Raw genomic sequence first — 12,947 nt, forward strand, 5'->3', positions numbered from 1 at the left:
GTTTTCCTTCTTTCTAGATTCGTTTTTGCAATTCATAAAGCTTATTTAACGCATCCATTGGGGTCATTTCTAAGAGATTCAGTTTTTTCAACTGATCGATGACGCCAACTTCTTCTGTGGACACCTCGCTAAACAATGAAAGCTGTTGTGTTTCTTCTATCACAGGCTTTTCGATCGTTGGTTCATGTTCTTCCAGAGCTTTCAAGATCGTTGCCGCCCGTTGTAGTAATCCGCTAGGCAGTCCTGCAATTTTTGCCACATGGATTCCGTAGCTCTTGTCTGCCGGACCTTCCATCATTTTATGCAGGAAGACAACTTCACCGTCTTTTTCTACCGCTCCTACATGAATGTTCCGCAAACGCAGTAATTCTTCGTCCAATATGGTCAGTTCGTGATAATGGGTCGAAAAAAGGGTCTTCGCTTTGACTTCTTTATGGATATATTCAATGATGGCTTGAGCAAGTGCCATCCCATCATAGGTGGCTGTTCCACGCCCTAATTCATCGAATAGGATCAAACTGTTTGGTGTGGCATGACGCAACGCCTGATTGGCTTCCATCATCTCGACCATGAATGTACTTTGTCCAGCAATCAAGTCATCGCTGGCACCGATTCGGGTAAAGATGCGGTCAAAAATCGGCATTTCTGCTGATTGCGCAGGAACAAAACAACCGATTTGAGCCATAATCACTAACAGTGCCAATTGCCGCATATACGTACTCTTACCAGACATATTCGGTCCGGTGATCAGTAAAATATCGGTGTCTTCATGCATCACGATGCTATTAGGAATATATTCTTGGTGCCCCAGCACTTTTTCCACAACGGGATGACGCCCATCGACGATATTCAAGGATCGCTCTTTTTTCAAAACTGGCCGTACATATTGATAGCGTTCAGCAATTGTCGCAAAACTTTGTAACACATCGACTGCACTAATGGCTTTGGCTAATTTCTGCAAGCGAAGGATACTTTTTTTCACTTCTTCTCGTACTTCCAAGAACAATTGGTATTCCAGATCCACCGATTTTTCTTCCGCTTCTAAAATCACTGTTTCCAGCTTCTTTAATTCAGGTGAAATAAAACGCTCCGCATTAGCAAGGGTCTGTTTTCGTTCATAACGGCCTTCTTCGAGACCAGCCAGATTGGCTTTGGTGATTTCGATGTAATAACCAAAAACACGGTTGAAGCCCACTTTTAAATTCTTGATGCCTGTTTCTTGGCGTTCTTTGGCTTCTAACTCAGCTAGCCACTGCTTGCCGTTGCGCATCGCTTCCCGATACTTGTCTAGTTGTTCGTGAAAGCCATCTTTGATGACATTTCCTTCAGTGATCTGCAGCGGTGCGTCTTCATCGATGGCGCTATCGATCAATGCCACTAACTCATCCAGTGGCTCCAATTCGATCAACAGGTCATTCCACTCTCCACGATTGATGCCTTTGATCAACTGGGCGATCAGAGGAACTTGCTGCAAAGAAGATTTCAGCTGCAGAAGATCCCGTCCATTGACATTGCCAAAGGCAACTCGCCCAACTAAGCGCTCCATGTCATATACTTTTGTCAGTGCGTCTTGTAAGTCTGCTCGTTCAAAAAAGCTGTCCAACAATGATTGAACCATTTCTTGACGTGCAAAGATCTTCTTTGGTTGGATCAAAGGACGATCCAACCACTGCTTCAATAAACGGGCACCCATTGCTGTTTTGGTTTCATCTAATAACCATAAGAGTGTTCCATGCTTTTGGCCAGTTCGAATGGATCGACTCAATTCGAGATTGAACTTTGAGTAATAGTCCATTTTCAAAGAATGATCTGGTTGATATTCTACTGCTTGCTGGATATGAGCCAAGCTGCGTTTTTGGGTGATTGCGAGATAACTCAATAATTTGCCAGTGACCGTCTTTTCATCTTCAGGCAATCCGCTAGTCAAAAAACGGAATTCAGCATTTTCTTCATATGTCTCTTGTTTTGAAAAAACAACACTCAAGCGAGTGGTCAACAGTTCTTTAAGGGAGTCAGGAACTTCGCTGCACAAAACGACTTCCTTGGTTTGTAAGGCAGCGGCCTCATTCAATACCGCATCCTCGTCTTCTAAAAGCGCGGTCTTTAACTCACCGGTACTCAAGTCTGCATAAGCAAAACTGTAACCTTGCGTCGTTTTCATCACAGCCGTCAAGAAGTTATTATCTTTGGCGGACAGCCCTTTGCTATCCATCACTGTCCCTGGAGTGATCAATTGAACGACTTCCCGTTTGACCATTCCTTTGGTGGTTTTGGGATCTTCGACTTGTTCACAGATGGCGACTTTATAGCCTTGTTCGATCAACGTATCAATGTAATTACTGGCGGCATGATAAGGGACTCCGCACATTGGGATCGGTTCTTCCGCATTTTTGTTGCGGCTTGTCAATGTCAGCTCCAAGATTTGTGCAGCTTTGATCGCATCTTCATTGAACAGTTCATAGAAATCTCCCAGACGATAGAACAAAAAAGCATCTTGGTATTGTGCCTTGATGCTTAAATATTGTTCCATCATAGGAGTGTTTTTAGTTTTTTGAGGCATGAGCATCTTCCTCCTCGATGGCTTTATTCACTTGCTTTTGGATTTCTGTTGTGACGTAGTGCAGCAATTCATCTGCTTCCTGAAGTGCCGCACGATAGGCGATCACGAGTGGATGCTGGTCATATTGTTGGGTCAACTCAGCCACTCGTCGCAAAGCATCCTTTTTTGCTTCCGGTTTATCATAATGTTCATACTGAACGATTTCTTTTTGGGTTTGCTTGATTGCTTCTTCTAACTCCAGCAGCTTTTGATTCTTTTGCGCCCGTTGTTGAATCCTTTGAAACTCTTGTACTACCGGGTGTTGTGCCAATAATTGCCGCAACGCAGCCAATTCTTGTGCTACTGCTGTTTCTTTTTCTAATGGGTCCATGATTCTCCTATTCTGTAAAAGGCCGGTCTTCGCTGATTTGGATTGGACGAATCGATTTGGCTTTTCCAGTTTGTTCATCGATCTCGATCAGACAAGCGGACAAAATACTGCGTCCGTTCTCGATCACTTCAAAGCGTTGCGGCAATGCCGTCAAGAATTTTTCGATGATAGGTTCTCGTTTCATCCCTAAAATCCCATCATAAGGACCAGTCATTCCTACATCTGACAAATAAGCCGTTCCTTGTGGCAAAATTCGGGCATCATTGGTTTGTACGTGGGTGTGTGTGCCGACGACTGCAGAAACTCGTCCGTCTAGATACCAGCCCATGGCTTGTTTCTCACTCGTTGTCTCACCATGAAAATCAACAAAGATAAATGGTGTACGCTTGCGGGCGATAGTCACCAACTCATCCATTTTACGAAAAGGGTCATCAATGTCGACCATGAAAGAGCGTGCTTGCATATTGATGACTGCTAATTCGATCGCATTGACTTTCACAAAGACCATTCCTGTACCAGGAGTCCCTTCTGGAAAATTTGCCGGACGAATCATTTTTTTTGCATCACCAATAAATTCAAAAATATCTCGATTATCCCATGTATGATTTCCTAGTGTGATCACATCGACGCCATCTTGAAGAAATTTCTTATAAATTTTCCCCGTGATCCCCCGACCCGCAGCTGCATTCTCGCCATTTGCGATCGTCACTTGCGGCCGATAGGCTTTCTTCAATTTTGGTAAATACTCTGTCAAGGTATTTCTCCCTAACGATCCAACCACATCTCCAATAAATAATACCCGCACACTTTTTCCTCTTCTCTTTTAACATCTTTCTTTATTATAAGTGTTTTTCTTGAGAAAAAAAAGAGCTATTCCATAACAGCAAACAACCTTAAACTACAGGAATTCCTTCCTACCGACTGCTCTTGTTGCTCTTCTAGGACCCTTTAGAAAATAAAACACTCTCCAAACAACGTTGGTCGTTTGGAGAGTCATCATTATTCAGCAACACGTTTCACGATCGCAACGATTAAGTCCCGCGCCTTTGCCATCGCTTCAACAGTGATAAATTCATATTGACCGTGGAAATTCTCGCCGCCGGTAAATAGATTAGGGGTTGGGATCCCTTTGTAAGTGATTTTGGACCCATCTGTGCCGCCGCGAAAAGGGGCTTCGATCGGTGTGATCCCTAAGTCTTTCATTGCTTGACGAGCAATGATAACACTTTGAGGATTTTCTTTGATTCGGTCGCCCATATTGTAGTATTGATCATACAGCTGATAGGTGATCCGCTCACCATAGTACTCATTCAACTTTTCAATGATCTGCACCATCTTCTCCTTGCGCTTTTGGAAAAGCGTTTGATCGTGATCACGAATGATGTAGGAGAGTTCTGCTTGCCCGATATGTCCAGAAAGATTGTGAAGTAAGTAAAAGCCTTGATAGTCTTTTGTTTTTTCCGGGACTTCTGCTTGCGGCAGTGCCGCATCGATCTGGTTGGCGATCTTTAATGCATTGACGAGACGACCATAAGCCGTCCCAGGATGGACGCTTGTTCCGTTGATTTGGATATCGATCCGCGCAGCATTAAAGGTTTCATACTCCATATGTCCCACACGACCACTGTCCATTGTATAAGCAAAAGCCACTGGGAAATCGGCTGGGTCAAACAGATCCGCCCCTTTCCCAATTTCTTCATCCGGACCAAAAGCGATCCAGACATCTCCCCGTTCTTGTGGATCAATCGTTTGTAAAATCCGCAATGCATCGATGATCTCAGCAATCCCGGCTTTATCGTCTGCACCTAGGAGCGTCGTTCCATCTGTAGTGATCAACGTCTCACCTATGTAGTCTTTGAGGTTAGGAAACTCAGCGACTGTCATCATGATCCCCAACGGCTCATTGAGGCAAACGTCTTTGCCATCATAATTTTCATGGATCTGGGGTTGGATGTTTTCGGCTGCAAAATCAGCGGTGTCTACATGTGCGATAAATCCGACAGCCGTTTTGTCCGGATTTCCTGCAAGACGTCCGATCACAAAGCTATTCTTTTCATGGTACAACACATCGTTAAGCCCCATAGACTGCAATTGATCCCGTAATAAAAGTGCCAGCTCAACTTGTCCAGGGGTAGTAGGAATTGTTTGGCTGCTTGCATCGGAACGGGTATTGATTTTGGCATAACGCAAAAAATCGGCGATCATTGGTTTGTCCTTCACTTTCGTCACTTCCTTCAAAAAGATAATGGTCGATGGTCCGTTTCATGGATGATCTGTCGGAAATCTGCAAATCCTGCATCTAATCCTCGGAGCAGCATTTCTGCTGTACCGATATTCGTAGCCAACGGGATTTCATAAACATCTGACAGACGGATCAATGCGGTCACATCCGGCTCATGTGGTTGCGCTGCCAATGGATCGCGCAAAAAAATCACCATATCCAACGCATCCTCCGAAATCATCGCCCCAATTTGTTGATCGCCTCCTAAAGGACCAGACTTATAGCGATGAACGGATAGTCCCGTAGCTTCTTGGATTCGTTTTCCTGTTGTTCCTGTGGCATATAATTGATGCTGTGCCAAGATTTCGCGATAAGCGGTGACCATCTTCACCATCAATTCTTTTTTGCGGTCATGGGCTATCAATGCTATTTTCATCTTCACTCCTCCTCTTTTTTCCATTGTACCAATACTTGCTGAAAAAAAGAAACTGTGCTCCCAAGAATAAGACATTGCCTAATCTTACACAGAGCTTCCATCATAGAATCAACCGGATCCCTTAGTAAAATAGGTAGGCTGCCACCTTAAGAAGGGGCACCGAAGGAAATCCTTCTGGCAATTTGCGGGGCTGATTTCTCTGATTTGGCTGTTGCAAAAAATTTCAGGTTTGTCTGTTTCTTAGGACACAGTTTGTTTAAATCAAGTCTAGTTCTTTCAATGCTTGCCAGATGCCATCCTCATCATTGCTGGCGGTGACTTTATCAGCAATCGCTTGAATCTCGGGAGCCGCGTTACCCATGGCCACGCCGACGCCGGCAGCTTGCAGCATTTCGCGATCATTTTGGCCATCGCCAAAACAAATCACATCTTTTTGTGAGATTCCTAGTTGGTGTGCCACCGAAAGAATCGTGGCTGCTTTTGAACCATCTTTTGGCACGACATCGACACTGTTTTCATGCCAGCGAACAAAACGTAATTTACTGTAGCGATCGTCAAAATAGTCTTCATACTCTTTCCCATAAAAAGCCAACGCTTGATAGACTTCTTTTTCTTCCGGAAAGTGCATGTCTAATTCAGGCAATTGTGCGCCAAAAGAGCGCATTGCTTCATCCATGATGCCAATATTTAAAGAAGAAGCTCGTTTAGCCGTATCCATTCCCACAAATGCGGTATCGATCCCTAACTCGTTTGCTTCAGCAACAAATGCTTTTAGCTGTTCTTCATCTAATAAATTTTTGTACACTTGTTGGTGTGCCAAAAATGCAGCAGCGCCATTGCATAAAATATAATTATCAAAAGCAAGGGAGCGGATGATGTCTTTCGCATGGAAACGACTGCGGCCTGTAGCAACTGTCACGAAATGCCCAGCATTTCGCAGCAACTCCAATGCTTCAATCGTACTTTCCAACGGTTGCTTGTTCGAATCCAGTAACGTGCCATCAATATCAAAAGCAAAGAATTTCCGATTCATATCCATAAAAAACTAAGACTCTCTTTCTGTAAGAAATAACAAGAATTTTTACTTTTGGATCATGTTCTCTCCAAAAAGCATACCCTATTCTTAACATAAAAAGCTGTCTATTTCAATAAGTGGCGGATCTTGGTGAATGACTCTTGCTTACCAATGAAGGTGGCTCATTTTTTGGGGAAACTGAAATATTTTCAACCACATGAAGTGTTTGCCTCAATCGTCTTTGTCTATTTGGCAGTGACTGGTTGAGTGCCCCAGACTTCATCTGCCACTTCAATGATCAGCTGCAATTTCTTCCATTGATCTTCTTCTGACAGAATGTTGCCCTCCTCTGTTGAAGCAAAGCCACACTGCGGACTCAAGCTCAAACGCTCTAAGGGCACGTATTGGCTGGCTTCTTTGATCCGGGCAATCAAGCTTTCTTTCTCTTCCAGAGCCCCATTTTTACTTGTGACTAGACCGAGAACAACTTTCTTTGTTTCTGGGACAAATCGCAATGGCTGGAAGTCCCCAGAGCGATCATCATCAAACTCCAAGAAAAAGGCTTCGACCGCTTCATGTCCCAACAGCGAATCCGCAACTGGCTCATAGCCTCCCGATGCCGCCCATGTCGAATGGTAATTGCCACGGCAAACATGGGTAGTCACGTGCAGGTCGTTAGGCAGATCCACCAATGCACTGTTATTCAACCGCAGATACAATTCTTGTAATTTTTGTGTATCATACTCATCGTTGGTCCTTGACTGCCAGTAATTTTTGTCCACCAGCATCCCCCACGTACAGTCATCCAATTTTAGATGACGACAGCCAAGATCATACAAGGCTAAAATGGTTTCACGATAGGCTTGCGCAATATCAGCAAGCAATACTTCCCGATCCGGATAGATAGCGTTCACTTTTTCTTCGTTGCTGCCTCGAACAAGTTCGACAAACAATTGAGCAGGCGCTGGGATACTCTGGCGAACAGGCACCCCATCTGCTTGAGCCGCGACAAAGCGATATTCCTCAAACACGGGATGTTCTGGATTGAATGCGACTTTCCCAGCTAATCGTGCAGAATCAGCACGGGTTTCTTCCCCATGGAACAAGTAGCCTTGATCCATCAAAATATGCTCTATTCCTTGAAATCCCCAGAAAAAATCCAAGTGCCAATAACTACGGCGAAATTCGCCATCGCTGACATATTTCAAGCCAACTTCTTTTTGTTTTGCGACTAACTCACTGATCGCCTGATCCTCAACTTCTTTTAACTCGGATCGAGTGATTTTTCCTTCAGCGAACGCTTCCCTTGCTTGCTTCAACTTCTCCGGACGCAAAAAACTTCCTACAATTTCATAATGATTGATCACTTGGCACATAGTTTCTCCTCCTTTTTTGGGTAAAAAAAAATCCTTAAGAGTTATCTCTTAAGGATGTAATAAATTTACATGGTACCACCTTAGTTTGCATCCGACTTACGAAGAATGCCTCTACTCCAATGCGACGCTGTTGCGTGATATTGGGGTCTCAGTAACGGGGACATCCGTGCGCTTCTAAAACTTGCGTTCTCGAAACACCCACTCAAAAGCCATTTTCAGATTCGTTTTCTTTCACCCTTTTTCAGCTGTCGGGGCTCTCTGTTAGAAATTCCACAGAATCTTACTTTCTTTTTCTACGTGTTTACTTATTGATTTTTAACAAGGATAGCAGAATGATTTTAGTGTGTCAATATTGATTTTAAAAAAAAGAAGCATTGCTGCTTCTTTCTTCGTTTAATCCACATAAGTTGATTTTGATTGATTGAGCCATGCATAGCCCAGACCCATGATCAAGCCGCCACCGATATAGTTCCCGATAAAGGCAAAGACAAGATTGTGAATCACGCTGCCGACAGTCATACCAGCTAAGTGGCCGCCAGATGCCCAGAAAGCTAACGTAAACGCTGGGAAGTTAGCGATGACGTGTTCATAGCCTAAGAAGGCAAAGATAAAGATAATGAAAATAATCGCAGCTACTTTCCCTGCATCATCTTTCATCCGCATACTTACTAAAACAGCTGTATTAACGACAATGTTTGCGAACATTGCTTCGACGACGATTTGGAGTGTCGGCTTATCAAGTTTTGCGGTAATGGAAGTCAATAAGAAATTATCCGCAGGCAACCCTTGAAAAGGTCCAGTCAAAGAAATAATTGATCCAAAAATCAAACCACCGACTAAATTGAAGAGCACACAAGTGAACAAAATCTTCAATGCCAAAGGAACACTCAATCGTTTGCGATAAACACCGACGGTCATATACAACATATTTGATGTGCCTAATTCTGCGTTCATATATAAGATCATGACAAGGGACCAACTAAACATAAATGCATACAACATTTTTCCTAGTCCATGTGCAATGTCCTCACCTTTCATAGCAATCGCAAAGGCAATCGCTGTTCCTAGCGTCAAGAAAAGACATGCCATCATGGCCCGTACAGCATAGCGTAAATAACTGCTTTTGATCAAATCGACCTTCTTTTCAATGGAAGAATCAATTTTTTCAAATAATGGGGATACTGGATTCATTTTTCTGCTCCTTTTTATGGGTATGATAATTGAGTTCGTTATAAAGTACACAATACCTTCACATTTTAATAACCAAACGCCTATTTGTAAAGTGTTTTCTGAAAAACGTTACTTTTTATATGAAATTTTCATCACATTTTCATTGCAATTGAATTCAATCATACCTTGACTTTTCCTCTTATTTTATCGTATACTGTTCCTTGTGTAAAATAATGCAGCAGGGAAATAACAGCTCGTCACCAGTTCGTTGCCTAAAAGGTTCAATTGCGTAACCACGGCTGCAAAGGTGAAGATTGAAGAACGAACTGCACGGATGTGAATTTTTCAACGGATTATTTTACTCCAAACTATATTTATTGGAGGAACTAAATTATGTCTCGTTATACAGGACCATCATGGAAAATTTCTCGTCGTTTAGGAATTTCTCTTTCAGAAACTGGTAAAGAATTGGCACGTCGTCCTTACGCTCCAGGACAACACGGACCAAACAGCCGTGGCAAAAAATCAGAATACGGTATGCAATTGACTGAAAAACAAAAACTTCGTCATATGTATGGCATGAACGAACGTCAATTCCGTACATTGTTTATCAAAGCAAGCAAAATCAAAGAAGGTAAACACGGTGTTAACTTCATGATCTTGTTAGAACAACGTTTGGATAACGTCGTTTACCGTTTAGGTCTTGCAACTACTCGTCGTCAAGCACGTCAATTAGTAAACCATGGCCACATTTTAGTAGATGGCAAACGTGTAGATATCCCTTCTTACCATGTTGAAGTTGGTCAAGTGATCAGCGTTCGTGAAAAATCACAAAACATCTCAACAATCAAAGAAGCAATCGAAGCAACTACTGGTCGTACAGCATTTGTAAGCTTTGATGATGAAAAATTAGAAGGTTCATTGACTCGTTTACCAGAACGCGATGAATTGACTGCAGAAGTTGACGAAGCACTAGTCGTTGAATTCTACAACCAAAAACTATAAGAATTTTCACCAGAAGCTGCGACAGAAATCTTGTCACAGCTTCTTTTTTTATAAATTGTTAGAAATAACTTCTTCGGAAAGAAGTCAAAATTTCACAGAAATCCGACAAGCAATTTTCGAACTCTCCTTTTCATCTCTCTTGAAGCAGACTACTTCTGACATGACCTCTTTTTTGAGAAATCAAAAAAACTGTGCTGGTTTCCCGAAGGAAATACCACACAGTTCGCGATTAATCGGCAGGTCGACTTCAAATAATATTGACGACGGACTCTCCGGATGAATTTTTTTGATGATAGTTGAACAACAGCAAATCTTTCTGACGCTTTTTAAAGATTACTTTCCGAATATTGCGTGGCACAAATTTGCGGATATCATCTTCATTATATCCTACTTGCAGTTTGTCGCCATCAACAATGATGGGACGTTTCAATAAATTCGGGTATTGCTCAATCAACGCTAATAATTCTTCTAATTTCAAGTCATCCAAATCAATGGCTAATTTTTGATACACTTTTGAACGTGTTGAGATAATATCTTCTGTCCCGTTTTTTGTCAAAGAAAGAATTTCCAGTAGTTCATCACTATTTAATGGATCGCTAAAAATGTTTCTTTCTTTGAAGGGTAGTTCATTTTCGGTCAACCAAGCCCGCGCTTTGCGACATGATGTACAGCTAGGCGTTGTGTATAGTGAAATCATTGATCATTCTTCCTTTCTGATTTTTCTGCGGATTCTTATTGATTATCTGTGATTTTTTCGATCGTTTCTTGTTTGACGACATCCACGATGCGAATGTTGATTTCTTTGACTTCTAAAGCAGTCAACCGACTAACTTCTTGCAAAACAATTTCTTGGATCTGAGCAAACAACCGGGGAATATCCTTCCCGTAGGCAACAATAACTTCCAAATCAATTGCTACTTGTTCTTTGCCAACTTCCACTTCGATCCCCGATGTCACATTGCTCTGGTCGGCCAAATCTTCCGTCATACTTGAAAAAAATTTTCCATCTGCACTGATTAAGCCATCAATTGACGCCAAGGCTACACCTACGATCGTCTGCAAGACTTTCTCCTCAAAGGTAAGCGAAGCAGTCTCTACATTTGCCGCTTGTTCATTTTCCATTTTTCACACTCCTTGTTTGCATTTCTGAAAAAAGAACGTTTTTTTTAGTAACAGATCCACCAAAACCAACAACCTTTTGCGGTTATCTGCCACCATAGGTAAAAATCCCCTCCTCTATTAGCATAGAAGTTTTTTGTTTTTTTTACAAAGAAAAACACTTGTTACCGGATACTTTTTTTGCAAATTACCGAAATAAGGTACGTTTTTTTAATATAAAAAAGCGATTCCAGAAAATATTTTCCTCGATCGCTTCTTATATTTTATCTGATTTATCTAAAAAGATTCTTCCTCAATCCTACCGCTCATTCAACCTTGTATAGCTCCGGTCAGAAGACACTTCCTTATAAGCTGGTCGCATGATTTTTTGGGCATTGACTAATTCTTCGATTCGATGAGCAGACCAGCCGACGATTCGCGCAATCGCAAACATCGGTGTGTAAAGTTCTTCTGGCAAGTCTAACATTTTATAAACAAAGCCGCTGAAAAAATCAATGTTCGCACTGACGCCTTTATACATTTTTCGTTTTTGAGCAATCACTTCTGGAGCGATTCGTTCAACAGTTGTGTAAAGTTGATATTCTTGCCAAGCGCCGATGCCTTTCTCCTGTGCGAGTTTGGCTACATAATTTTTAAAAATTGCCGCTCGAGGATCATTGTCACTGTAGACAGCATGTCCCATACCATAGATCAAGCCCTTGCGATCAAAAGCTTCTTTATCCAAAACTGCTTCTAAATAACGACGAACTGCAGCTTCATCTGTTGTATCAGCAATCTGGCGTTTCAGATCACTCATCATCTCCGTCACTTTGATATTGGCTCCACCGTGTTTAGGCCCTTTTAGCGACCCTAATGCGGCTGCGATCGTCGAATAAGTATCGGTACCGCTAGAAGTAACTACCCGAGTAGTAAAGGTCGAGTTGTTTCCGCCCCCATGTTCCATATGAAGCACCAGCGCCATATCCAAGGTTTGAGCTTCTTGAAAACTATAGGCTTTATTAGGACGCAGCATGGTCAAAATCGTTTCTGCCGTGCTTAATTCCTCCGAAGGGCGATGAATATACATACTTCCCTCTTGATTGTAGTGATTATAGGCGTGGTAAGCGTAGATCGCCAGCAGTGGAAAGACACTGATCAGCATCAAACTTTGCTCTAATACATTCTCAATACTGACATCATCGGCTTGCGGATCATAACTGGCTAATGTCAAAATACTGCGAGATAAACTATTCATGATATCCGCAGAAGGTGCTTTCATGATCACGTCACGAACAAAATTGGTTGGAAGCGTACGTTTATCCGCCAATAACTGACGAAATCCCTGCAATTCAGATAACTTTGGCAGCTCGCCAAAAAGTAATAAATATGCAATCTCTTCAAAACCAAACCGATTTTCTTCAACGAATCCTGCAACCAATTCATTGATATCGATTCCTCGATAACGTAATTCCCCACAAGCCTCGAGGGGCTTCCCCGCCACGATTTTTTCTGGATAAATGGTAGAAATGGTTGTTAAGCCGGCTAAGACACCTTTTCCATCTAAATCTCTCAGTCCACGTTTTACGTCATACTCTGAATAAAGATTCATATCGATTTGATTGTGTTTCTGACACAATGATGAAAGATATACGATATTCTTTTCTTTTTCTAATTTTTCCACAGCCATGTTACCTCC

Annotated in this window: 12 protein-coding genes and 1 other annotated feature; of the genes, 1 reads left to right on the forward strand and 11 read right to left on the reverse strand. The window is 42.2% G+C overall.

The window, feature by feature from the left end; all coding sequences use genetic code 11:
- Positions 1 to 13 precede the first annotated feature (13 nt).
- The 8 genes from mutS to EGX73_RS03670 form a co-directional block, all read right to left on the reverse strand.
- A complete protein-coding gene (gene mutS, locus EGX73_RS03635) occupies positions 14 to 2,560 on the reverse strand; it encodes a DNA mismatch repair protein MutS (protein WP_005470067.1) in 2,547 nt (848 codons plus the stop codon).
- Positions 2,544 to 2,933, reverse strand: a complete 390-nt coding sequence (locus tag EGX73_RS03640; protein WP_081131192.1) for a YlbF family regulator — start codon at positions 2,931 to 2,933, stop codon at positions 2,544 to 2,546. Before EGX73_RS03640 ends, mutS begins: the two co-directional genes overlap by 17 nt.
- A 4-nt stretch (positions 2,934 to 2,937) precedes the next feature.
- Positions 2,938 to 3,735, reverse strand: coding sequence for a TIGR00282 family metallophosphoesterase (locus tag EGX73_RS03645; RefSeq protein WP_003128088.1), 798 nt, complete (start codon positions 3,733 to 3,735; stop codon positions 2,938 to 2,940).
- Positions 3,736 to 3,929: 194 nt separating this feature from the next.
- Positions 3,930 to 5,135 carry a peptidase T gene (gene pepT, locus EGX73_RS03650; RefSeq protein WP_005470063.1) on the reverse strand — a complete coding sequence of 402 codons (1,206 nt, stop codon included), beginning with the start codon at positions 5,133 to 5,135 and terminating at the stop codon, positions 3,930 to 3,932.
- Positions 5,136 to 5,164: 29 nt separating this feature from the next.
- Positions 5,165 to 5,587: a methylglyoxal synthase gene (gene mgsA / locus EGX73_RS03655; RefSeq protein WP_003128085.1), complete on the reverse strand. Its 423-nt coding sequence runs from the start codon at positions 5,585 to 5,587 to the stop codon at positions 5,165 to 5,167.
- A gap of 256 nt (positions 5,588 to 5,843) precedes the next feature.
- Positions 5,844 to 6,620, reverse strand: a complete 777-nt coding sequence (locus tag EGX73_RS03660; RefSeq protein WP_003128084.1) for a Cof-type HAD-IIB family hydrolase — start codon at positions 6,618 to 6,620, stop codon at positions 5,844 to 5,846.
- Positions 6,621 to 6,847: 227 nt separating this feature from the next.
- The gene (locus tag EGX73_RS03665; protein WP_003128083.1) at positions 6,848 to 7,978 is read right to left on the reverse strand and encodes a 5-methyltetrahydropteroyltriglutamate--homocysteine S-methyltransferase; all 1,131 of its coding nucleotides are present in this window, start codon (positions 7,976 to 7,978) and stop codon (positions 6,848 to 6,850) included.
- Positions 7,979 to 8,025: 47 nt separating this feature from the next.
- Positions 8,026 to 8,283, reverse strand: a binding site (T-box leader).
- An 88-nt stretch (positions 8,284 to 8,371) separates the two neighbouring features.
- Positions 8,372 to 9,169 (reverse strand): formate/nitrite transporter family protein, encoded by a 798-nt coding sequence (locus EGX73_RS03670; RefSeq protein WP_003128082.1) that lies wholly within the window; start codon positions 9,167 to 9,169, stop codon positions 8,372 to 8,374.
- A 372-nt stretch (positions 9,170 to 9,541) separates the two neighbouring features.
- On the opposite strand from EGX73_RS03670, the gene rpsD reads away from it, so the two are divergent.
- Complete coding sequence (rpsD, locus tag EGX73_RS03675; RefSeq protein ID WP_003128081.1) at positions 9,542 to 10,153, forward strand: 30S ribosomal protein S4; 612 nt, start codon at positions 9,542 to 9,544, stop codon at positions 10,151 to 10,153.
- A gap of 247 nt (positions 10,154 to 10,400) precedes the next feature.
- Here the strand turns inward: rpsD and spx are convergent, their stop codons facing one another.
- From spx to EGX73_RS03690, 3 genes are all read right to left on the reverse strand, one after another.
- Positions 10,401 to 10,850 (reverse strand): transcriptional regulator Spx, encoded by a 450-nt coding sequence (gene spx, locus EGX73_RS03680; protein ID WP_003128079.1) that lies wholly within the window; start codon positions 10,848 to 10,850, stop codon positions 10,401 to 10,403.
- Between the two features lie 35 nt (positions 10,851 to 10,885).
- Positions 10,886 to 11,275 carry an Asp23/Gls24 family envelope stress response protein gene (locus EGX73_RS03685; RefSeq protein ID WP_003128077.1) on the reverse strand — a complete coding sequence of 130 codons (390 nt, stop codon included), beginning with the start codon at positions 11,273 to 11,275 and terminating at the stop codon, positions 10,886 to 10,888.
- Between the two features lie 295 nt (positions 11,276 to 11,570).
- Positions 11,571 to 12,932: a citrate/2-methylcitrate synthase gene (locus tag EGX73_RS03690; protein WP_172956408.1), complete on the reverse strand. Its 1,362-nt coding sequence runs from the start codon at positions 12,930 to 12,932 to the stop codon at positions 11,571 to 11,573.
- Between the last annotated feature and the right edge of the window lie 15 nt (positions 12,933 to 12,947).

The sequence above is a fragment of the Enterococcus sp. FDAARGOS_553 genome (assembly GCF_003812305.1).
Taxonomy (GTDB): Bacteria; Bacillota; Bacilli; order Lactobacillales; family Enterococcaceae; genus Enterococcus_D; species Enterococcus_D gallinarum.